The organism is Bradyrhizobium sp. MOS003, assembly GCF_003020125.1.
Taxonomy (GTDB): Bacteria; Pseudomonadota; Alphaproteobacteria; order Rhizobiales; family Xanthobacteraceae; genus Bradyrhizobium.
Window position 1 is genome coordinate 575,408 of record NZ_PYFW01000002.1, and the last position, 19,928, is coordinate 595,335.

Consider the following 19,928-nt stretch of genomic DNA (forward strand, 5'->3'; position numbering starts at 1 on the left):
CCCCCGCAAGCGGGAGAGGTGACCGAGTTCGGGGCACGACTGTCCCACACCACGGAAAAACGCTGCCCGGAATGACCGCCATGCGCAGACCGCGGCCCGCCCTTTTTCGGCTGGCGCCCCGGTCGCGCTGGGTTTAAGCCGGTAGCATGAACGCGAAAACCGACACCGCGCAGTCCTCCGCCCCATCTTCGGCTGAGGCCCTGCGCTATCCCTGGGAACAGCACCCCGGCCACGACGAGGTCGTCGAGGTCAGGCCCGGCGTGTTGTGGGCGCGGCTGAAGCTGCCGTTCCGCCTCAACCACGTGAACATCTACTTGCTCGCCGACGGCGACGGCTATGCGATGGTCGACACCGGCTTCGGCAACGAGGAGACGATCGAGGCCTGGACCAAGCTGTTCGATGGACCGCTGAAGGGCGTCCACATCACGCGCCTGATCGTCACCCATTCCCACCCCGACCATGTCGGGCTTGCGGGCTGGGTGGTCGAGCGCTTCAACTGCCCGCTGGTGATGTCGCAGGTCGAATATCTGCAATCGGTCTATCACCAGAACCGCGGCACCGAGGAGCGGAAGGAAGCACAGCGACAGTTCTTCCGCCGCCACGGCATGGACGAGTCGCTGACGGAGAAGCTGCTCGGCCGCGGCCAGGATTATCTCAAGCGCGTCTCGGTGCTGCCGCCCTCCTACCGCCGCATCTCGCATGGCGACGAGGTCGTTATCGGCACGCGCCGCTTCAAGGTGATCACCGGCGGCGGCCACGCGCTCGACCAGGTGATGTTGTATTGCGCCGACGACAAGCTGTTTCTCTCCGCCGACCAGGTGCTGAGCAAGATCTCGCCCAATGTCAGCGTCTGGGCAGTCGAGCCCGACCAGAACTCGCTCGGCGAATATCTGGCATCGCTGGCGAGCCTCACCACGACGCTGCCCTATGACGTGCTGGTGCTCCCCGGCCACGGCGTGCCGTTCTACGGATTGAAGACCCGCATCAAGCAACTCGCCGACCACCATGAAGAGCGCTGCCGCCTGATCGCGGAAGCCTGCCGCGAGGTGCCGCAGACCTCGCGCGCCCTGGTGCCCGTCGTGTTCAACAAGCACGTGCTCGACGAGCACCAGATGGGCTTTGCCGCCGGCGAACTCGTCGCCCACGTCAACTACATGATCGTCGAGGGACGGCTGACGGCGGAGACGAAGGACGGCGTGCTGCAGTTCAGGACGACCTAGACATTGTCGTCATGGCCGGGCTTGTCCCGGCCATCCCCGTTCTCCAAGGCGGAAACGATGTCGTGGATGGCCGGGACAAGCCCGGGGGTGACGAGCTTACGCCGGCATCGCCTCACTTCATGTTCGCAATCGCGTGCAGCGCGGCGATGTAGCCGAACGGGCCCAGCCCGCAGATCACCCCCGTCGCCACGAACGAGATCTTGGAGTGGCGGTGATATTCGTCGCGGGCGTGGATGTTGGAGATGTGGACTTCCAGCACCGGACCTTCGAACGTCTTGATCGCATCCATGATCGCGACCGAGGTGAAGGAAAAGCCGGCCGGATTGATGATGATGGCATCGGCGTCCTGCCGCGCCGACTGGATCAGGTCGACCAGCACGCCTTCATGGTTGGACTGGTGAAAGGCGAGCTTGACGCCGAGCCTGGCCGCCACGTCCTCGCAGCTCGCATTGACCTCCGCGAGCGTCGTGGTGCCGTAGATGTGCGGCTCGCGGATGCCGAGCATGTTGAGGTTGGGACCGTTGAGGATCATCACGCGCTTCATGGAAGGTCCTTCAGGGGTTAGCCACCGAACCACTTTGCCGGTCCGGTGACGAGAACGGGAAACAGCGTCAGCAACGCTAGCACGGCCAGCTGCGCGATCATGAACGGCCAGACGCCGCGGATCAGATCGTCCATCGACACCCGGGAGACGCCGGCCACCACGTTGAGCACGACACCGACCGGCGGCGTGATCAGGCCGATGGCGTTGTTGATGATGAAGAGCACGCCGAAATAGACGGGGTCGATACCGGCCTGCTTGACGATCGGCATCAGGATCGGTGTCAGGATCAGGATGGTCGGCGTCATGTCCAGCGCAGTGCCGACGATGACGACGATGATCATCAGCACGATCGTGAGGAGCATCTGATTGCCCGCGAACGGCTTTGTCAGCGCCACGATCTGGTCCGAGATTTCGGCGACCGTGATCAGCCAGGACGACACCAGTGCGGCGGCGACCAGGAACATCACCACGGCCGTGGTCTTCGCAGTCGAGACCAGCAGCGCCGGAAGCTGCGACGGCTTCAGCTCGCGATAGACGCCCATCGCCACGACGAGCGCATAGACCGCGACGACGACGGCGGCTTCCGTCGGCGTGAAGATGCCGAAGCGCAGGCCGAAGATGATGATCATGGGCAGCATCAGGGCCCAGAAGCCGTCGATCAGGGCGCGCCAGATCTCGGCGATGCTCTTGCGCGGCAGCCGCGCCGGGTTCTCCTTGCGCACCACCCACCACCAGGCGAAGCAGAGGCCGACACCGAGCAGCAGGCCCGGCACGATGCCGGCGAGAAAAAGTTTCGAGATCGAAACGTTGGCGGCGACGCCGAAGATCACGAAGCCGATCGAGGGCGGAATGACAGGCGCGATGATCCCGCCGGCAGCGACCAGGCCAGCCGCACTGGCGCGATTGTGGCCGGCGGCGGCCATCATCGGCACCAGCAGCGAGCCGAGCGCCGCGGCATCCGCGACCGCCGATCCCGACAGCGACGCCAGGATGCAGGATGTCAGGATCGCGACATAGCCGAGCCCGCCGCGGAAATGCCCGACCAGCGCGATCGCAAAGTTGAGAATGCGCCGCGCGAGGCCACCGGTGTTCATGATCTCGCCGGCGAGGATGAAAAACGGCACCGCCATCAGCGGAAAGGAATCGACGCCGTTGATGACGTTCTGCGCGATGATCTGGGAGTCGAACATCGCGAGATAGGTCATCAGCGCGATGCCGCAGATGATCAGCGCGAACGCGATCGGCATGCCGATCGCCATGGCGCCCAGCAGCGAGAAGGTGAAGACGGCGACGGTCATCGCTGGAACTTCCCGCCGGCGGCATCAGGAGAGTGCGGGGGCTCCTCGGATTCGCTGATGGCGATGAGTTCGGCGTCCGCGATCTGTCCGGTTGCGAGGCGGTAGAGCTCGTGGACGATGATCACGCAGGAGGCGGCGCCGAACACGATGCCGGCGGCATAAAACAGTCCGACGGAGAGGCCCGAAGCCGGGGCCACCGTGTCCCAGTTCAGCACCGTCTGCTTCCACGATCCCTCCGTCAGCAGCACCGAGGCGAAGAGCATCAAGGCGTGGCTGAGGCCGTAGCAGGCTTTGCGCCCGAGCGGCGGCAACACCTTGACGAGGGTGTCGACGCCGAGATGGGCGTGCTCCTTCATGCCGACGATCGCGCCCAGAAACACCATCCAGACGAACAGCCAGCGCGACAGCTCTTCCGAAATGGCGATGCCGGAATTGAAGCCGTAGCGCAGCACCACGTTGCCGAACACCAGTACCACCATCGCGGCAAGCAGCACGGCGATGACCGCACGCAGCAGCCAGAAACAGGTGTCGACGATCGCTGTCATGATATCCGGCTCGCCGCGCTCAGGGTTTGAGCGCATGCACGCGGTCGAGCTCGCCGTTGAACAGCTTGACGAGTGCGGGGTCGTAATCGGCGGAGAACTTTTCCGCGATCGGCTTCGTCTTCACGCGCATGCGGTCAAGCTCGGCCGGCGCAATCTCGTTGATCTCCATGCCCTTGGCCCTGAGCTCGTTGATCGCGGCCTTGGCCTGCTCGCGGCTGACCTTGCGCTGATAGTCGCGCGCCTCGATCGCGGCATCCTGCAGGATCTTCTGCTCGTCGGGCGACAGCCCGTCCCAGAACTTCTTGCTGACCAGAATGATGTTGGTCGAATAGGTGTGGTTGGTGACGCTGAGATATTTCTGCACTTCGAAGAACTTGTTCGACAGGATCACCGAGAACGGATTCTCCTGGCCGTCGACGGTGCGGGTCTCCAGCGCGCTGTAGAGCTCGGAAAAGCTCATCGGCACCGGGTTGGCGTTGAAGGCCTTGAAGGTCTCCAGATAAACCGGGTTCGGGATCACGCGGATCTTGATGCCGTCGAGATCCTCGCCCTTGGTGATTGGCCGCCGACTGTTGGTGACGTTGCGGAAGCCCAGATCCCAATAGGCGAGACCGACCAGCCCCTTCTCCGGCAGTTTCGCCAGCAGCGCCGCACCGAGCGGACCGTCGAGCAGCGCGTCGGCCTGCTGCGGGGTCGAGACGATGAAGGGGAAGTCGATCAGTCCGTAATCCTTGACGATGCCGACCAGCGACGTCGTCGCCGGTGACTGCATCTCCTGGGTGCCGGCGCGTAGCGCCGACTGTTGCTGCATCTCGCTGCCGAGTTGGTTGGCCGGATATTCCTTCACCTTGATCTTGCCGCCGCTCTTGGCCGCGACGATCTCCGCGAATTTCTGCACGCCTTTGCTGACGGGATGATCAGTGTTGTTGAGGTGCCCCCAGCGAATGGTGCGCTCCTGGATGGCCTGCGCCGACGCCGGGCCCATCGCGCCCAAGGCAACCGCGCCGATCGCCGCCACCCAGATCAGACCTTTGAACCGAACAGGCATCGCGCCCTCCCCTGATGATCTCATTTTTGTGGGCGCGAACGTCTTATAGGACGAATTATAAATCAACCTATATTTTGCATTTCGTATGAGAAAAAAAGAAACGCTTGATAAAGCTGCCAAATTTGTCAAAACGCACGTCCCAAACGCTAGGATGAGGCATGGACATCCTTCCCGACACGACGGCCGAGACCGTAGGCGACAGCGCCTACCGCCGCATCCGCACCGACTTGATCTTCGGCAAGCTGACGCCGGGTCAGAAGCTCAAGCTCGAGCGGATGAGCAGCGCCTATGGCACCAGCATCTCGACGCTCCGCGAGACGCTGAACCGGCTGTGCTCGGAGGGTTTCGTCGTCGCCGAAGGCCAGCGCGGTTTCGAGGTCGCACCGATCTCGGCGGCGGAATTCCAGGAGATCGCCGAGCTGCGCGAGCTGCTCGAAGGCCACATGATCGAGAAATCCTTCGCGGCCGGCGATCTCGACTGGGAGGCCCACATCGTCTCTGCCCATCACAAGCTCGCGGCGATGGAGCGGATGCTGCTGTCGGGCGAGCGATCAGACGCCGAGAGCTGGAAACAGTGCGATTTCCAGTTTCACCGGGCGCTCGTCGCGGCCTGCGGCTCCAAGGTGCTGCTCGACGCGCATGCCGCGGTCTACGACCGCTATCTGCGCTACCAGATGATCGCCGTCGTGTTTCGCGGCGAGATGGCCGCTGCCGAACATCGTGAGCTCAAGGAGCTGGCGCTGAATCGCGACGCCAAAGGCGCGAACAAGGTGCTGCACACCCACATCCATGATTGCGTGACGCATGCCTTGCGCAATTCCGACTGGCTGAAGCCGATCAAGCCCAGGGACACGCAGCGCGAACCGCGCAAGAAGGCCAAGGCCGGCTGAACGGCCACGAAACCGGCGCTCCGTGCATGGTGCGGAGCAGCATCAAATCTCGAGTGAACTTGATCGGGATCAACTTTCAAATCGCACGATAGGGCATTTTGCCCAAATGCCCCACACCACCAAGTGTGGGATAGCGCATAGACATTGGAGCTGGAAAAGCTCTAAGAAGATGCGGCCCCATGGCCAGGTTCCGTTGCAGGTTTGCCGATGGATTACAACCAGTTCTTCGATTCCGCTCTCGATCGTCTCCACGCTGAACGACGCTACCGCGTGTTCGCCGACCTGGAGCGCAGGGCCGGCCGATTCCCGCACGCGGTCTGGCACTCGCCCAGAGGCCAGAGCGACGTCGTCATCTGGTGCTCAAACGATTATCTGGGCATGGGCCAGCACCCGAAGGTGGTCGGCGCCATGGTCGAGACCGCGACGCGCGTCGGGACCGGTGCCGGCGGCACCCGCAACATCGCCGGCACGCATCATCCGCTGGTCCAGCTCGAAGCCGAGCTCGCCGATCTCCACGGCAAGGAAGCCGCGCTGCTGTTCACCTCGGGCTATGTCTCGAACCAGACCGGCATCCCGACCATCGCAAAACTCCTTCCGAACTGCCTCATCCTCTCGGACGAACTCAACCACAATTCGATGATCGAAGGCATCCGCCAGTCCGGCTGCGAGCGGGTCGTGTTCCACCACAACGATGTTGCGCATCTGGAAGAGTTGTTGAAGGCGGCCGATCCGAAGCGGCCGAAGCTGATCGTCTGCGAGAGCCTCTATTCCATGGACGGCGACGTCGCTCCGCTCGCCAGGATCTGCGATCTCGCCGAGAAGTACGACGCAATGACCTATGTCGACGAGGTCCACGCGGTCGGCATGTATGGCCCGCGCGGCGGCGGCATCGCCGAGCGTGACGGCGTCATGCATCGCATCGACATTCTCGAAGGCACGCTGGCGAAAGCGTTCGGCTGCCTCGGCGGCTACATCGCTGCCAACGGCCAGATCATCGACGCCGTGCGCTCCTATGCGCCGGGCTTCATCTTCACCACCGCGCTGCCGCCGGCGATCTGTTCGGCCGCGACCGCCGCGATCAAGCATTTGAAGACCTCGAACTGGGAGCGCGAGCGCCACCAGGACCGTGCCGCCCGCGTCAAGGCGATCCTCAACGCCGCCGGCCTGCCTGTGATGTCGAGCGACACCCACATCGTGCCGCTGTTCATCGGCGATGCCGAGAAGTGCAAGCAGGCGTCCGACCTGCTGCTCGAGCAGCATGGCATCTACATCCAGCCGATCAACTATCCGACGGTAGCCAAGGGCAGCGAGCGGCTGCGCATCACGCCCTCGCCCTATCATGACGATGGCCTGATCGATCAGCTCGCCGAAGCCCTTCTGCAAGTGTGGGAGCGCCTCGACCTGCCGCTGCAGCAAAAATCGATGGCGGCGGAGTAGGCTTTCCTTCGCCTGTCCCCGCTTGCGGGGAGAGGCCGGATCGCATCGTCAGATGTGATCGGGGCTGGCAGCTCCGCGGCTTAACGACATCTCCAGTTCCTCCCATTTCGCTGTCGCCTCGCGCGGCCCAACGCGCTAGATTTGCAGCGAAAATGAGCTCGGGCGCGGTCGGCGCCCAGGGAGAAGCGCACCTCGCCATGCTGCACGACTGGGGCGTGATCGCCGCCGCCTTCGGCTATATCGGCTTTCTGTTCCTGGTGGCGAGCCATGGCGACCGCCGCTCGCCGGCCGGACGCGGCCGTGCCTCCGGGCTGATCTATCCGCTCTCGCTGGCGATCTACTGCACCTCCTGGACCTTCTTCGGCTCGGTCGGCTTTGCCACCCGCACCTCGACCGACTTCCTCGCCATCTATGTCGGCCCGATCCTGATGATTGGCCTCGGCGCCGGCGTGCTCCGCCGCGTGATCCAACTCGCCAAGGCCCACAACATCACCTCGATCGCCGACTTCATCGGCGCGCGCTACGGCAAGAGCCAGGCGGTGGCCGCAACCGTCGCGCTGATCGCGATCATCGGCTCCGTGCCCTACATCGCGCTGCAGCTCAAGGCGGTCGCCTCGTCGCTCGAAACGATCCTGAGCGAAGACCAGGCCTTCTCCCACATCCCGATCGTCGGCGACGTCGCGCTGATGGTGACGCTGGCGATGGCGGCCTTCGCCGTGCTGTTCGGCACGCGGCAGACCGACGCCACCGAGCACCAGCACGGATTGATGCTGGCGGTGGCGACCGAATCCATCATCAAGCTGGTCGCCTTCCTCGCCGCTGGCATCTTCGTCACCTTCTGGATGTTCTCGCCGCACGAATTGATCGAGCGCGCCATGAAGACGCCGGAGGCGGTGCGCGCCATCAATTATTCGCCGTCAATCGGCAACTTCCTCACCATGACGTTGCTGTCGCTCTGCGCGATCATGCTGCTGCCGCGCCAGTTCCACGTCAGTGTGGTCGAGAACTCCTCGGACGCCGAGGTCGGCCGCGCGCGCTGGCTGTTCCCGCTCTACCTCGTCGCCATCAATCTGTTCGTGATCCCGATCGCGCTCGCCGGCCTCGTCAGCTTCCCGTTCGGCGCAGCGGACCCCGACATGTACGTGCTGGCGCTGCCGATGGAGGGCGGTGCGGGGCTTCTCAGCGTCGCCATTTTCGTCGGCGGCCTGTCGGCGGCGACCGCGATGGTGATCGTCGAATGCGTGGCGCTCTCGATCATGGTCTCGAACGACCTTGTGGTGCCGCTGGTGCTGCAGCGACGGCCGGAGGGGCGCACCGGCGGCGCCGATTTCAGCGATTTCCTGCTGCGCTCGCGGCGGCTTGCGATCTTCGCCATCATGGTGATGGCCTATTTCTACTACCGCGCACTCGGCAATACCCAGCTCGCGGCGATCGGCCTGCTCTCCTTTGCCGCGATCGCCCAGCTTGCGCCGAGCTTCTTCGGCGGGCTGCTGTGGCGGCGCGCGACCGCGCGCGGCGCGATCGGCGGCATGCTGGTCGGCTTCGCTGTCTGGCTCTACACGCTGTTCATCCCGAGCTTCATGGACACCTCGACATCGGGCATCCTGCTGCTGCAGCACGGCCCGTTCGGGATCGAGGCGCTGCGGCCGCAGGCGCTGTTCGGCGCCGATCTGCCGCCGCTGATGCACGGCGTGATCTGGTCGCTGTCGCTCAACATCCTGACCTATGTGCTGCTGTCGCTGGCGCGCCGGCCGTCGTCCATCGAGCTGTTGCAGGCCGACCTGTTCGTGCCCAATACGCTCGCGCCGATCTCGCCGAGTCTCCGCCGCTGGCGCACCACCGTCACCGTGCAGGACATCCAGACCACGGTGGCGCAATATCTCGGGCCCGATCGCGCCCGGCATTCCTTCGAGGCATTCTCCGCGCGGCGCAACGTTCGTCTGGAGGCGGGAGCGCCCGCGGATTTCGAGCTGTTACAGCACGCCGAGCATTTGATCGCCTCCTCGATCGGCGCTGCCTCCTCGCGCCTCGTGATGTCGCTGTTGCTGCGCAAGCGCACGGTCTCGGCGAAGGCCGCGCTCAAACTGCTCGATGATTCCCACGCGGCGTTGCACTTCAATCGCGAGATCCTGCAGACCGCGCTCAACCACGTGCGCCAGGGCATCGCCGTGTTCGACGCCGACCTGCAGCTGATCTGTTCCAACCGGCAGTTCGGCGACCTGCTCAACGTACCCCCGCACATCGTCCAGTTCGGCACGCCCTTGCGCGAGATTCTCGAATTCATGGGCGTGAGCGATCCGGACGACCCGGCCGGGCGCGAGGCGATGATCGAACGGCGTCTTGCCGCCTACACCACCGAGGGCGAGCCCTATCTCGAACGGCTGCCGGAACGCCACATGGTGATCGAGGTGCTCACCAACCGCATGCCCGGCAGCGGCTTCGTCATCACCTTCACCGATGTCACTCCCAGCTTCGAAGCGGCGGAAGCGCTGGAGCGCGCCAACGCGACGCTGGAAAAGCGCGTGCGCGACCGCACCGAGGAATTGACGCGGCTGAACTCCGAACTGGCGCTGGCCAAGAGCGCGGCGGAAGACGCCAGTATCTCCAAGACGCGCTTCCTTGCGGCGGCCAGCCACGACATTCTGCAGCCGCTGAACGCGGCGCGGCTCTATGTCACGAGCCTGGTCGAGCGCCAGCATAGCGGCGAGGAGACGCGGCTGGTCGAGAACATCGACGAATCACTGCAGGCGATCGAGGAGATCCTCGGCGCGCTGCTGGACATCTCGCGGCTGGATGCCGGCGCGATGGCGACCTCGATCTCGAGCTTCAAGATGGCAGACCTGATGCGCTCGCTGGAAATCGAGTTCGCGCCGAGCGCGCGCGCCAAGAATCTGGAGCTCGCCTTCGTGCCCTGCTCGCTGCCGGTCGAGTCCGATCGCCTGCTGCTGCGGCGCCTGCTTCAGAACCTGATCTCCAACGCAATCAAATACACGCCGCGCGGCCGCGTGCTGGTCGGCTGCCGCCGGCAAGGCCCGTCGCTCAAGATCTGCGTCTACGACACCGGCGTCGGCATCCCACAGGTCAAGCGCGGCGAGATCTTCAAGGAATTCCATCGCCTCGAGCAGGGCGCGCGGATCGCGCGCGGGCTGGGACTCGGCTTGTCGATCGTCGAACGGCTGGCGCGCGTGCTCAAGCACGGCATCGCCATCGACGGCAATAGAAGCGGCGGCTCGGTATTCTCCGTGACGGTGCCTACGGCGAAAGCGATCACCCACACCGCTGCCGTGACCAGCGCGACGCCGCTGGCGCGCACGCCGATCTCGGGCGCCCTCATCGTCTGCATCGAGAATGACGCGGCGATCCTCGACGGCATGCGAACGCTGATGAAAGCGTGGGACGCCGAGGTGATCGCGGTCGCCGATCCCGAGGGCGCAATGGCGGCCATGGAGGCTGCCGGTCGCCGCGTCACCGGCCTGCTGGTCGACTATCACCTCGACCGCGGCAACGGCATCGCCGCGATCCGCGAGATCCGCCGCCGCTTCGGCGACGGCATCCCCGCGATCCTGATCACCGCCGACCGCAGCCCCGCCGTGCAGGTCGCTGCCCGCGACGAGAAGGTCGCGGTGCTCAACAAGCCGGTGAAGCCGGCGTCGCTGCGCGCCCTGCTCGGACAATGGCGCACGCAGCAGATGGTGGCGGCGGAGTAAAGCGTTTCAGTAGTCCGTCGACACGCTGAGTGCGCGCCAGCTCTCGAGCTCTTCGAGGCGTTGCCGGTCCGTCGCGGAGATGGCGTTGACGGCATCGCTGCCGAGCGCGATGCGCAAGGGTGGTCGATCCATCTCGACGATCTCCAGGAGAACTGCTGACGCCTTTGCGGGATCGCCGGGCTGGCGGCCGTCGTAGTCTCGCTGCATCCTGACGGCGGCGCCGACGACGGCATCATAATCGGCACGCCCCTCTCCGGTCGCGTGCGCGGTCTGTGCGAAGCCGGTCCTGAAGCCGCCGGGCTCGACAATCGTCACGTGCACGCCAATCAGCGCCATCTCGCGCGCCAGCGACTCCGAGAAGCCTTCGATACCCCATTTCGCCGCGGAATAGGCGGCGCGGGCGGGAGCACCGATCCGTCCGCCGACGGACGAGACCTGCACGATATGGCCGCGGCGCTGACGACGCAGCACGGGGATCGCCGCCTTGGTGACGATGATGGTGCCGATCAGATTGACTTCGATCTGCTGCCGGAAAGACGCCAGGCTGGTGTCCTCGACCGACCCGAGCTCGCCGTAGCCGGCGTTGTTCACGACGACATCGATGTCGCCAAATGCCTCCACGGCGAGACCGATCGCGGCCTGCGCGGCGGCATCATCGGTCACGTCGAGTTTTGCCAGCCGCAATCGCTCCCCGAAACGTTCACGCAAGGGTTCGAGCGGAACCGTGTCGCGCGCGGAAGCGACGACACGATTTCCCGCCGCCAGCGCGGCTTCCGTGAGCGCGCGGCCAAGTCCGCGCGAGCTGCCGCTGATGAACCAGGTCTTCGACATTATCGTTTCCGGGCGCTTCACGGCGCCAGCCGCGTGAAGACGTAATCCCGGTTCTTGACCCGCGCTTCGTGGCAGGCGAAGCAGGTGCGGTGCTGGGCCTCGTCGACCGGCTTGCCGTTGACGAAACGGCCGAAGCCCCAGCCGCCGGTCGCGGCATATCTTTGGGAATCCTTGACCATCACCTGCACCGTGGTCGCGGCGCCAGGAACCGTCGCAGATGCGAAATCAGGCGATTGCTTCCGCTTCCAGGCGCGCTTGACCAGGATGGTGCCGTCGGGGAACGGAAGCTTTCCGGCCTGATAGGCGTCGATTGCGGTCTGGTTGCCGACGACAGCGCGAAGCTCGTCGAGCGGGGCGGCCTCTTCTGCCGGCGCGATCAACTCCCACTGCTCGTAGCCGGGCGGAAGCGTGACACCGAAGATCGGCGACGCGTCGGTCGTAGCACGTTCCGCCGCCTCCTCCGCAAGCGCGATCGTAGTGAGATAGGGCACGCATGTCAGGAGAACCACGATCACAATCGCAACGAGCACGATCACCGTCGGGAACGTTGATCTCTTCTTTTCAGTTTCAGTCGACGTCATGATGTCTCACCGGGCTGGGATTAACGAATGTCCTCGGTCCAGCGTGGCCGGACCGAGGCACTGACGATTACTCAAGCGCCGTCGGCGTCGATGACAGCCTTGGCAAAGGCCTGCGGCGCCTCCTGCGGCAGATTGTGGCCGATGCCGCCGGTGATCAGCCGGAATTCGTACCGGCCGGAAAATTTCTTGGCATAGGCGCCGGGGTCGGGGTGCGGCGCACCGTTGGCGTCGCCTTCCATCGTGATCGTCGGGACGTTGATGACTGGAGCTGCCGCGAGCTTCTTTTCAAGCTCCTCGTATTTCGCTTCACCCTTGGCGAGCCCGAGCCGCCAGCGGTAATTGTGGATCGTGATCGCGACATGATCCTTGTTATCGAGTGCGGCTGCACTGCGGTCGAAGGTGGCGGCCTCGAACTTCCACTGCGGCGAAGCCAGCTTCCAGATCAGCTTCGCGAAATCATGCGTGTACTTCTCGTATCCGGCGCGGCCGCGCTCGGTCGCGAAGTAGAACTGGTACCACCATTGCAACTCGGCCGATGGCGGCAACGGCGCATTGCCCGCGGCCTGGCTGGAGATCAGATAGCCGCTGACCGACACCAGCGCGCGGCAGCGCTCCGGCCACAGCGCCGCGATGATGTCGGCGGTGCGCGCGCCCCAGTCGAAGCCGGCGACGACCGCCTTCTTGATGTCGAGCTTGTCCATCAGCGCGATGATGTCCGCCGCCATGGCGGCGGGCTCGCCATTGCGCAGCGTCTCGCCGGAGAGGAAATGCGTCGAGCCGTAACCGCGCAGATAAGGAATGATGACGCGATAGCCCGCCTTGGCGAGGATCGGCGCGACATCGACGAAGGCATGAATGTCGTAGGGCCAGCCATGCAGCAGGATCGCGACGGGACCGTTGGACGGGCCGGCCTCGGCATAGCCGACATTGAGAACGCCGGCGTCGATCTGCTTGATCGGGCCGAACGACGCATTCGATACCGACTTGGGCGCCTCCGTCTCGGCGCGGGCGAAGTCGACGATGCCGAGGCCGACAGCGACGGTTCCCGCCGCGACGCCGAAGAATTTGCGGCGATGCTGGTCGATGATCTGCTTCATGGTGTACCTCGTTGGTCGTTGGTGGCGTCAGATCAGTGCGACCGTGACGTCGATATTGCCGCGCACGGCGATGGAGTAAGGACAGGTCTGGTGGGCATCATCGATGATGCCGCGCGCAACCTCGGGATCGAGCCCCGGCAAGCTGACATTGAGGCGCGCCCGGAGAGCGAAGGTGCCCTCATCGAGGAGAAGATCGATTTCCGTATCGATCGCGCTTTTTCTCGGAAGCACGATTTCTCGCTTGCGCGCGGCAATTTCCATCGCGCCTTCGAAGCAGGCCGACCAGCCGGCCGCGAACAATTGCTCGGGATTGGTGCCGAAGCCTGCGCCACCCGGTGGCGACAGCTTGACGTCGAGGCGGCCATCGGAGCTGCGCGATATGCCGTCGTGTCGTCCCCCGCTGGTGTGCGTTTTGGCCGTGTAGAGTGTTTGCGCCGCTTGTGTCATGAACGTCTCCTAGCCGTCGAAGCAATGACTAGCAGCGATCGTCCGAACCTACCCGTATGGACTTGTGAGAAATTGTGAGGTCGCCACACGCGCGCCTCACAATGCCTGCATGCGCCGTCTGATGCCGATGCAGGGGCGGACTTGCCCGATCGTCACCGTCTGGCTATCCGGTCGGTTCGAAGGGATCAGATTTCACCATGACCGAGCCGGCCAGTATCGCGACGGGAACTTTATCGTTCGGGCCGTTCACCGTGACGCCACATGAGCGGCTCGTTACGCGCAACGGCGTTGCGCTGCCGCTCGGCGCAAAAGCCTTCGACACGCTGATCGCGCTGATGTCGCGGCCGAACGCCGTCGTCAGCAAATGGGATCTGATGGCGCTGGTGTGGCCCGGCATTATCGTTGATGAAGCCAATTTGCGCTTCCACGTCGCCGCGCTGCGCAAGGCACTCGGCGATGGCAAGGACGGCGCCCGCTACATCACCACGCTCTCGGGCCAAGGTTATTGCTTCGTCGCCCCGATCGCGCAAGCGGAGATTCCCGCAGAGCGGCGCGCGACGCCAAACCTGGATCTGCCACCGGTAAAACTTCCCAGCCGTCTGCTCCGGATGGTCGGGCGCGAGGAAGCAATCGCCGCGATCTCGGACAAGCTCATCGGTTCCCGCTTCGTCACGATCGCAGGCCCCGGCGGCGTCGGCAAGACCGCCGTCGCTGTGGCGATCGCTCACGACCTGCTCGAAACATTCTGCGACGCCGCGCATTTCGTTGATCTTGCCGCGCTCAGCGATCCCGATCTCGTGATCACCTCGATCCTGCTGATGCTGGGCTTGCCGGCGCAGACCGACGATCCCCTCCCCGCATTGCTTGCGTATCTCCGGGACAAGCGAATGCTGCTGATCCTGGACAATTGCGAGCACGTCATCGGCGCAGCGGCACCGCTGGCAGGGGAGATCTTTGACGGCGCACCACATGTCCACATCCTCGCCACGAGCCGCGAGGCTCTGCGCGTCGAGGGCGAACAGGTGTATCGGCTGGCGCCACTGGCCGTTCCGCCCGACGATACCGGGATGACAGCCGCGTCGGCACAGACCTATCCGGCGCTGCAATTGTTCCTCGAACGTGCAACGGCCGGCGGCGCGCAGATCGTACTCGACGATGCAAGTGCTGCGATCATCGCGAACATCTGCCGCAAGCTCGACGGCATGGCGCTGGCCATCGAGCTCGCCGCCGGCCGGGTCGAAGCTTACGGCCTGGAGCAGACGGCGGCGCTGCTCGACGAACGCCTCAACCTGGTCTGGCAGGGCCAACGCACCGCGCCGCCGCGGCAGAAGACGCTGCACGCGACGCTGGACTGGAGCTACAGCCTGCTGTCCGACACCGAGCGTCTGGTGCTGCGCCGGCTCGCGGTTTTCGCCGGCCACTTCACCATCGACGCCGCGCTCGAGGTGGTGCCGGACGACCGCGTCGACCGCTCGCGCCTGTTCGACGCCATCGACGGTCTCGTCGCCAAGTCGATGGTTGCGCCGCGCCCGATCGGCGCCATGATGCGCTACCGCCTGCTCGACACGACGCGCGCCTATCTGCTCGAGATCGATCCTTTCGACGCCGCACTCGCCGCCCGCCACGCGACCTATTACCGGCAGTGGCTGGAACAGGCCGGCACGACGTGGGCGACGCTGCCAAGCGCCGACGAGCGTGCCGTCCACTTCTCCGCGCTTCACAACGTGCGCGCGGCGCTCGAATGGTGCTTCGGCGCAAGCGGCGACTTCGTTGTCGGCATCGCGCTTGCCGCGGCCGCGGCGCCGATCTTCCTTGCGATGTCGCTGCTGATCGAATGCCGGCGCTGGTCGGAACGGGCCTTGCTAGCGATCGATCCGTCCTCGCACGGCAGCGCCGAGGAGATGCACATCCAGGCGGCGCTCGGGCTGACCTTGATGTTCACGCGCGGCGGCAGCGAGGCGGCGCGTGCTGCGTTGCGCAGAGCCCTTGGGATCGCCGAGGCGCGCGGCGATACGCCGAACCAGCTCCAGCTGCTCGGCCGCATGCATATCTTTCACGAGCGGATGGGACAGTTCGACGCCGCGCTCGGTTACGCCCAGCAGAGTCTCGTGGTCGCCCAGGCGCTCGGCGATGCCGCATCGATCGCCCTCGCTCATTCGCTGCTGGGCGTGTCGCTGCATCTTGCGGGCGAGCATCGCGAAGCGATGGCCATGCTGGAGACGGCCTGGCGGGGGCCGGGTACGGAACGGATCAGCACGGTCCACGGCTTCGATCATCGCAATCGCGCCGGTATCTCGCTCGCGCGCGAACTCTGGCTACAGGGCCGGCCCGCGGATGCGCACCGGCTGGCGCGTCGGACCATCGACGAAGCCGCGCAGATGGATCACCCGATCACACTCTGCATCGCGCTGATCTGGGCGGTCTCGATCGATCTCTGGAACGGCGACCTCGACGGCGCCGAAACGAACATCGACCGTTTCATCGCGCATGCCAATTCGCGTTCGATGGGCCCCTATCTCGCGGTGGGTCGCGGCGTCAAAGGCGAGATCGCGATCCAACGCGGAAATGCCACCGAGGGCGTCGAGACGATCAGGGCCTGCCTGCGCGAGCTCCATGATGCAGGCTACGAGCTGCTCACCACGACGTTCAACATCGCACTGGTCCAGGGATTGTTGGCACTCGGCCAGATCGAGCAGAGCGCAAGGCTGATCGACGATGCCATCCGCCTCGTCGGGCAAAGCGGCGACCACCTCTACATGCCCGAGCTACTGCGCATGAAGGGCAAGGTCCTGTCGCACCAGCCGGTGCCGCGGATCGAGGAAGCCGAGGCCTGCCTGATGCAGGCGCTGGACCTCAGCCGCACGAAGGGGGCGAAAGCGTGGGAATTGCGGGCGGCCATCGATCTGGCGCAGCTCCTCGTCGGCCGGCGGCGCCACCAGGAGGCAAGGCTATGGCTCCAATCGGCGCGCGACGGTTTTGCTGCAGGTTCCGAGACTGAAGATATCAGGGCCGCCGATGCGCTCCTGACGACGCTGTAGCAGGCTCACCCCGCCTGGGTGCCCTGCTTCCACTGCCCGCCCGCGATCTTCGCCGCCGCGATTACCGCCTGGGTCCGGCTCTCGACGCCGAGTTTCTGCAGGATCGCCGAGACATGCGCCTTGATGGTGGCCTCGGAGACGCCGAGCTCGTAGGCGATCTGCTTGTTGAGGAGCCCTTCGGACAGCATCATCAGCACGCGGACCTGCTGCGGCGTCAGCGTCACCAGGCGGTCCCGCAGGCGCGTCATCTCGGGATCGGCCGCCGCCGACAGATCGGTATCGGCGGGAACCCAGACATCGCCCTCCATCACCTTGAGGATGGCATCGCGCAGGGTCTCGACGCCGAAACGCTTTGGTATGAAGCCGGAGGCGCCGAAATCGAGCGAGCGGCGGATCGTGGCGCCGTCGTCGGAGGCCGAGACGATCACCACCGGAATCGCCGGATATTGCGCGCGTAGATAGATCAGACCGGAAAAGCCCGAGATGCCGGGCATCGAGAGGTCGAGCAGGATCAGATCGACATCCGAGGTCTGTTCCAGGAGCTTGGTCAGATCCTCGAACGACCCGGCTTCGTCGATCCTGGCCGTGGTCAGGACGCCTGCCACCGCCTGCCGCAGTGCGTCGCGGAAAAGCGGATGGTCATCGGCGATGACGAGATGGGTCGAGGGAGCGTTCATCGTTCTCTTGCTGTCGTTCACGCCGGGCGGCGAGTCAACGCCGCAGCCTGCCAATTCTTCCCCGAGCAGCGGTGGCATGCAAGGGCACATTATTCCTTTGCTGCAAAGGGGTTAATCCGCAAGCCGCTCGGCTGCCCGCCAGCGCCCGATACCGCCGCGTCAGCTGCGCGTCAGTGCGCAAGGCCGAAAGTCGTATTGGGGCGGGTTTCACGCCGATGTTACTTTGCAACCCAAGACCCAGGTTGATCCGGCATGCCCGGACATCTGGGGCGCGAGGAAACGATCTTTCGGGGAGCGATGCAAACATGTCGACAATTGCAGTGGCTGAAACGCGTGCGGGAGGGATGACGAAGGACGAACGGTTCGTCATTCTCGCCTCCTCGCTCGGTACCGTCTTCGAGTGGTACGACTTCTATCTCTACGGTTCGCTGGCCGGTATCATCGGCGCGCAGTTCTTCTCAGCCTATCCGCCGGCGACCCGCGACATCTTCGCGCTGCTGGCATTCGCCGCGGGCTTCCTGGTCCGTCCGTTCGGCGCCATCGTGTTCGGCCGTGTCGGCGACATCGTCGGCCGCAAATACACCTTCCTCGTCACCATCCTGATCATGGGTCTGTCGACCTTCATCGTCGGCCTGCTGCCCAACGCGGCGACCATCGGCATCGCGGCCCCGATCATCCTGATCGCGCTGCGTCTCGCCCAGGGCCTGGCGCTTGGTGGTGAGTATGGTGGTGCTGCGACCTATGTCGCGGAGCATGCTCCGAACGGTAAGCGCGGCTATTACACCTCCTTCATCCAAACCACGGCAACGTTGGGCCTGTTCCTGTCGCTGCTGGTGATCCTTTTCACCCGTTCCGCGCTCGGCGAGGCCGACTTCGCGGCCTGGGGCTGGCGCATTCCGTTCCTGGTCTCGGTGCTGCTGCTCGGCATCTCGGTCTGGATTCGGCTCCGCCTCAACGAATCGCCGATCTTCCAGAAGATGAAGGACGAGGGGAAGAGCTCGAAGGCCCCGCTGACGGAAGCCTTCGGCAACTGGCAGAACGGCAAGCTGGTGCTGCTCGCGCTGCTCGGCGGCGTGATGGGCCAGGGCGTGGTCTGGTACACTGGCCAGTTCTACGCGCTGTTCTTCCTGCAATCGATCCTGAAGGTCGACGGCTATACCGCCAACCTCCTGATCGCCTGGTCGCTGCTGCTCGGCACCGGCTTCTTCATCGTGTTCGGCATGCTGTCCGACAAGATCGGACGCAAGCCGATCATCCTCGGCGGCTGCCTGATCGCGGCGCTGACCTTCTTCCCGATCTTCAAGATGATCACCACCAACGCCAACCCGGCGCTGGAGAAGGCGATCGAATCGGTCAAGGTCGAGGTGGTGGCGGATCCCGCAGGTTGCGGCGACCTGTTCAACCCAGTCGGCACCCGCGTCTTCACCGCGCCCTGCGACACCGCACGTGCCTACCTCGCCCAGTCTTCGGTCAAGTACTCGACCGCTCCCGGCGCCGCCGGCTCGGGCGTGAAGGTGATGGTCAACGGCAAGGACGTCGCCTACGCCAACGCCAAGGACGGCAACCCGGCCGTCCTCGCCGCCGTGCAGGCCGCCGGCTATCCGAAGACCGGCGACGCCGGCATCGTGAAGATGGCACATCCGTTCGACGTCTTCCGTCCGCAGGTGGCTGCGGTCATCGGGCTGCTGTTCGTCCTGGTGCTGTTCGTCACCATGGTGTACGGCCCGATCGCCGCGATGCTGGTCGAACTGTTCCCGACCCGCATCCGCTACACCTCGATGTCGCTGCCCTACCACATCGGCAACGGCTGGTTCGGCGGCCTGTTGCCGGCGACCGCCTTCGCCATCGTGGCCTCGACCGGCGATATCTATGCCGGTCTCTGGTATCCGGTCATCTTCGCATCGATCACCGTTGTGATCGGCTTGTTCTTCCTGCCGGAGACCAAGGACGTCGACATCAAGTCGAACTGATCGAAAGCACTGGTCGCAACCAATACGAACCGGCCGCGGTCTCCGCGGCCGGTTTTTTCATGAGCTTCCTGGTTTGACGCTTTTCTTGCTGCGGACCGGCGGCGACTTTGCTCGAAAACGCCTTACTGATTGCCGCCGACGAATTGCAGCACCACCTCGCGCCGGTGCGGCCGTCTGCGATGCTCGATCAGATAGATCGCCTGCCAGGTGCCGAGCGCAAGCCTGCCGTTCAGGACCGGGACCTGAAGCGAAGTCCCGGTCAGCATCGTCTTGACGTGAGCCGGCATATCGTCCGGTCCTTCGGTGTCGTGGGTCCACGCGGCATTCTCCGGCGCGAGATGGGACAGCGCGGTGGCGAGGTCGACGAGCACGGACGGATCGGCGTTCTCCTGGATCGTCAGCGAGGCCGAGGTATGGCGGATGAACAGCGTCAGCGCGCCGTCGCGCGCGTGAACCTCGGCGATGAATTTTGCAGCTTCGCTGGTCAGATCGGTGAAGCCGCGGCCGGGTGTCTGCACGGTCAGCAGCGACGATGCGATGGTGGTGGCTTGCACCGACGATGGCGCCGAACGTGTGAGACGTTTCTCAATTGTCATTC

General features: G+C 64.7%; 16 protein-coding genes. 6 read left to right on the top strand and 10 right to left on the bottom strand.

What is annotated here, in order from left to right; translation table 11 throughout:
• Positions 1 to 146: 146 nt before the first annotated feature.
• Positions 147 to 1,220, top strand: a complete 1,074-nt coding sequence (locus C7G42_RS13225) for an MBL fold metallo-hydrolase (protein ID WP_106949385.1) — start codon at positions 147 to 149, stop codon at positions 1,218 to 1,220.
• A 112-nt stretch (positions 1,221 to 1,332) separates the two neighbouring features.
• On the opposite strand, the gene aroQ is transcribed toward C7G42_RS13225, so the two are convergent.
• From aroQ to C7G42_RS13245, 4 genes are read right to left on the bottom strand one after another with little or no spacing between them, the layout of a single operon-like run.
• Positions 1,333 to 1,764 (bottom strand): type II 3-dehydroquinate dehydratase, encoded by a 432-nt coding sequence (gene aroQ, locus C7G42_RS13230; RefSeq protein WP_106949386.1) that lies wholly within the window; start codon positions 1,762 to 1,764, stop codon positions 1,333 to 1,335.
• 17 nt (positions 1,765 to 1,781) lie between these two features.
• Positions 1,782 to 3,062 carry a TRAP transporter large permease gene (locus C7G42_RS13235; RefSeq protein WP_106949387.1) on the bottom strand — a complete coding sequence of 427 codons (1,281 nt, stop codon included), beginning with the start codon at positions 3,060 to 3,062 and terminating at the stop codon, positions 1,782 to 1,784.
• On the bottom strand, positions 3,059 to 3,607 hold the full coding sequence (locus C7G42_RS13240) for a TRAP transporter small permease (RefSeq protein ID WP_106949721.1): 549 nt from the start codon (positions 3,605 to 3,607) through the stop codon (positions 3,059 to 3,061). The genes C7G42_RS13235 and C7G42_RS13240 overlap by 4 nt, the downstream gene beginning before the upstream one ends.
• A 19-nt stretch (positions 3,608 to 3,626) precedes the next feature.
• Complete coding sequence (locus tag C7G42_RS13245) at positions 3,627 to 4,655, bottom strand: TRAP transporter substrate-binding protein (protein WP_199580876.1); 1,029 nt, start codon at positions 4,653 to 4,655, stop codon at positions 3,627 to 3,629.
• Positions 4,656 to 4,819: 164 nt separating this feature from the next.
• Here C7G42_RS13245 and C7G42_RS13250 point away from each other — a divergent pair, with 164 nt between their 5' ends.
• The 3 genes from C7G42_RS13250 to C7G42_RS13260 all read left to right on the top strand — a co-directional run bounded on the left by C7G42_RS13250 (position 4,820) and on the right by C7G42_RS13260 (position 10,689).
• A complete protein-coding gene (locus C7G42_RS13250; RefSeq protein ID WP_502694207.1) occupies positions 4,820 to 5,545 on the top strand; it encodes a GntR family transcriptional regulator in 726 nt (241 codons plus the stop codon).
• 207 nt (positions 5,546 to 5,752) lie between these two features.
• Positions 5,753 to 6,982 carry a 5-aminolevulinate synthase gene (gene hemA, locus C7G42_RS13255; RefSeq protein WP_106949389.1) on the top strand — a complete coding sequence of 410 codons (1,230 nt, stop codon included), beginning with the start codon at positions 5,753 to 5,755 and terminating at the stop codon, positions 6,980 to 6,982.
• 197 nt (positions 6,983 to 7,179) lie between these two features.
• Positions 7,180 to 10,689, top strand: a complete 3,510-nt coding sequence (locus C7G42_RS13260; protein ID WP_106949723.1) for a PAS domain-containing hybrid sensor histidine kinase/response regulator — start codon at positions 7,180 to 7,182, stop codon at positions 10,687 to 10,689.
• Between the two features lie 6 nt (positions 10,690 to 10,695).
• On the opposite strand, the gene C7G42_RS13265 is transcribed toward C7G42_RS13260, so the two are convergent.
• From C7G42_RS13265 to C7G42_RS13280, 4 genes are all read right to left on the bottom strand, one after another.
• Positions 10,696 to 11,520 (bottom strand): SDR family NAD(P)-dependent oxidoreductase, encoded by an 825-nt coding sequence (locus C7G42_RS13265; protein WP_106949390.1) that lies wholly within the window; start codon positions 11,518 to 11,520, stop codon positions 10,696 to 10,698.
• A gap of 17 nt (positions 11,521 to 11,537) precedes the next feature.
• Positions 11,538 to 12,101, bottom strand: coding sequence for a cytochrome P460 family protein (locus C7G42_RS13270; protein ID WP_106949391.1), 564 nt, complete (start codon positions 12,099 to 12,101; stop codon positions 11,538 to 11,540).
• Positions 12,102 to 12,172: 71 nt separating this feature from the next.
• Positions 12,173 to 13,198: an alpha/beta fold hydrolase gene (locus C7G42_RS13275; protein WP_106949392.1), complete on the bottom strand. Its 1,026-nt coding sequence runs from the start codon at positions 13,196 to 13,198 to the stop codon at positions 12,173 to 12,175.
• A gap of 27 nt (positions 13,199 to 13,225) precedes the next feature.
• Positions 13,226 to 13,645: an organic hydroperoxide resistance protein gene (locus C7G42_RS13280; RefSeq protein ID WP_106949393.1), complete on the bottom strand. Its 420-nt coding sequence runs from the start codon at positions 13,643 to 13,645 to the stop codon at positions 13,226 to 13,228.
• Positions 13,646 to 13,842: 197 nt separating this feature from the next.
• On the opposite strand from C7G42_RS13280, the gene C7G42_RS13285 reads away from it, so the two are divergent.
• Positions 13,843 to 16,683, top strand: a complete 2,841-nt coding sequence (locus C7G42_RS13285) for an ATP-binding protein (protein ID WP_106949394.1) — start codon at positions 13,843 to 13,845, stop codon at positions 16,681 to 16,683.
• 5 nt (positions 16,684 to 16,688) lie between these two features.
• Here the strand turns inward: C7G42_RS13285 and C7G42_RS13290 are convergent, their stop codons facing one another.
• Positions 16,689 to 17,360 carry a response regulator gene (locus C7G42_RS13290; protein WP_106949724.1) on the bottom strand — a complete coding sequence of 224 codons (672 nt, stop codon included), beginning with the start codon at positions 17,358 to 17,360 and terminating at the stop codon, positions 16,689 to 16,691.
• 344 nt (positions 17,361 to 17,704) lie between these two features.
• Here C7G42_RS13290 and C7G42_RS13295 point away from each other — a divergent pair, with 344 nt between their 5' ends.
• Entirely contained in the window at positions 17,705 to 19,330 is a 1,626-nt protein-coding gene (locus tag C7G42_RS13295; RefSeq protein WP_199580914.1) for an MFS transporter, read from the top strand.
• Positions 19,331 to 19,452: 122 nt separating this feature from the next.
• Here the strand turns inward: C7G42_RS13295 and C7G42_RS13300 are convergent, their stop codons facing one another.
• Positions 19,453 to 19,926: a secondary thiamine-phosphate synthase enzyme YjbQ gene (locus C7G42_RS13300; protein WP_106949396.1), complete on the bottom strand. Its 474-nt coding sequence runs from the start codon at positions 19,924 to 19,926 to the stop codon at positions 19,453 to 19,455.
• Positions 19,927 to 19,928: the final 2 nt, after the last annotated feature.